The organism is Holdemania filiformis DSM 12042 (genome assembly GCF_000157995.1).
Classification (GTDB): domain Bacteria; phylum Bacillota_I; class Bacilli_A; order Erysipelotrichales; family Erysipelotrichaceae; genus Holdemania; species Holdemania filiformis.
Genome location: NZ_GG657554.1, coordinates 16,216 through 18,636, shown reverse-complemented (window position 1 = coordinate 18,636; position 2,421 = coordinate 16,216). Strand labels below are relative to the sequence as shown.

The following is a 2,421-nucleotide window of genomic DNA, read 5'->3' as shown; positions in this document are numbered from 1 at the left end:
CACGAAGCCTGGGAATATTATCATACGTCTTTATATACAGGATATCCTTCGACGCCCAATCGGAAAGATTGGAATTCGCGGTTATTGGAAGACGATCTGCGCTATGCCCGGCAGGCGGGCGATCTGGAATGGCTCGATCAGCTCAAACGCGTTCGGGCCGCGGCCCGATGTCAGACGCCCCAGTATAACTGGTATCCGGCATGCAATATCCAGTTGACTGACGAACCCCGGCTGCAAGGCCCGATCCCTTTATTAACCCGGGAAGAAGCACTGACGCCGGATGTTCAGACTGCCTTGGAGGAGATCCTGTTTCGCTTTGCCAGTTTGCGCTGCCATCCGAATTCTGAAGGCACGCTGACGATTGAAAAGGCGTATTTCATTGATTCGGAGCTGGGCAATACGGCGCAGCTGCTGGCCTGGGTGAGGGAGGATCAGGGAGAACAGGAAGATCCGAAAACCTTTGTTTTAGTGATTCACAATCTCCATCAGGCAGAGAACCGCTGGGTTTACTGGAACGATCAGTTTGGCTATTCTACTGATTTTTGCGAGCTTGTCCTGCCGCCCGACGAAGATTGGCCGGAATACCATGCGACCCCTCTGCCGCTGATTGAAGGCGCTTCGATGCGGATCGAGGAAATGGAATGGATGCTCGGCCGTTTGTAGACGAGAAAAAGGTAAAAACGATTCTTTCTAAAACGATCATTCTTCTCTATTGCGATTATTGGAGGTGTTGATGAAAAATGAACTGCGATTATTGGATATATTGGCGGAAAATGAATTGCGATTTTTGGATGTTTGACCATTGAATGAATTGCGATTTTTGGATATAATCTTATAAAAGAGGTGCTGCCCATGTTTAGAAGAAAGATTTACGATAAAATTAAAGAATGGAAAATTGAATCTGAAGGGAAGACCGCTCTATTGATTGAAGGCGCTCGGCGTGTGGGAAAATCAACAATTGTTGAAGAATTTGCCAGAAAAGAATATGCTCAATATATTCTGATCGATTTTTCTGTTGCATCCGAGAGCGTTAGAGATTTATTTGAAGATATGTCTGATTTAAACTACTTTTTTCTTCAGCTTCAATTACAATATCAGGTAGAACTGGTAGAAAGAAATTCTTTAATTATTTTTGACGAAGTACAATTGTGTCCTAAAGCCAGACAAGCGATTAAAGCGTTGGTCAAAGATGGAAGATATGATTATATTGAAACAGGCTCTTTGATCTCGATTAAAAAGAATGTTAAAGATATCTTAATTCCCAGCGAAGAAAGAAAACTTCAAATGAATCCGATGGACTATGAAGAATTTTTGTGGGCTTTAAATAACACATCGATGATGAATTTGTTAAAGGAGATATTCAATTCTAAGAAGACATTGGGTGATCCGCTGAATCGAAAACTTATGCGTGATTTCAGGCTGTATATGCTTGTTGGAGGAATGCCGCAAGCCGTGAATGAGTTCATCAAAACGAATAACTTCAAAAAAGTGGATGATGTAAAAAGGGACATCTTAAGTCTTTATGAAGATGATTTTAGAAAAATAGATTCCACAGGAAGACTTTCTCTTTTATTTGAAGCGATCCCTTCCCAGTTAAATAAAAATACAAAAGGTTTTCAGGTCAAAAAAGTATTAAATTCATATAAGATAACAGATAACACACAGCTAAGTTTAATTGCAGAACTCAGGGATTCAAAAACTGTTTCGATAGCGTATCATGCGAATAATCCTGATGTTGGATTATCGGCTTATAAAGATATCAACCGATACAAGTTGTATATGGCAGATACAGGTTTATTTGTCACACTTCAATTTAAGGATAAAGATTTTACAGAAAACCTGATCTACGAAAAATTATTAAATGATAAACTATCGGCTAATTTGGGTTATCTTTATGAAAATGCGGTGGCGCAAATGCTTACGGCGACAGGGAATAACTTGTTTTACTATACATTTTTAAATAAGGAACAGAAAAAAAATTATGAGATTGATTTCATCATTTCAAAGAAAAATAAGATTTGCCCGATCGAAGTAAAATCATCAAATTACAGGAAACATTCTTCTCTTGACGTATTTTATGAAAAGTATTCAGATCGGATATTGAATCGGTATATCATCCATACGAAGGATATTTCCAAAGATAAAGATATCTTATGTCTTCCAATCTATTTAACACCGTTTATAGCGCAAAAAGAGAACGAATCCTTAGACTAATCATGGGTTGAGAGTTTCGGTTCACGAATCGTTTATTTTTCTATGTTCGATAATGTACAACTATTCAGCCTGACTGCTCAAGACCATTTTTTGAAATCTGTTTTATGTTTGACGGATCAGCCCTTATTTCATTAACTAAAAACCAGACCGGCACAGTACTATGACTGCGGCAGTCTGGTTTTCTCGTTTTGATCTGGAAATGACAGT

General features: G+C 39.0%; 2 protein-coding genes. Both read left to right on the top strand.

Annotated features, from left to right (window positions below):
• A partial coding sequence (locus tag HOLDEFILI_RS05035; protein ID WP_006058408.1) for a hypothetical protein occupies window positions 1–663 on the top strand: 663 nt, incomplete at its 5' end.
• A gap of 189 nt (window positions 664–852) precedes the next feature.
• Window positions 853–2,214, top strand: coding sequence for an ATP-binding protein (locus tag HOLDEFILI_RS05030; RefSeq protein WP_006058407.1), 1,362 nt, complete (start codon window positions 853–855; stop codon window positions 2,212–2,214).
• The last annotated feature ends 207 nt before the right edge of the window (window positions 2,215–2,421 follow it).

Excerpts from the sequence above, each read along its gene's own strand:
- HOLDEFILI_RS05030 (WP_006058407.1), top strand. The coding sequence starts at position 853 with ATGTTTAGAAGAAAGATTTACGATAAAATTAAAGAATGGAAAATTGAA.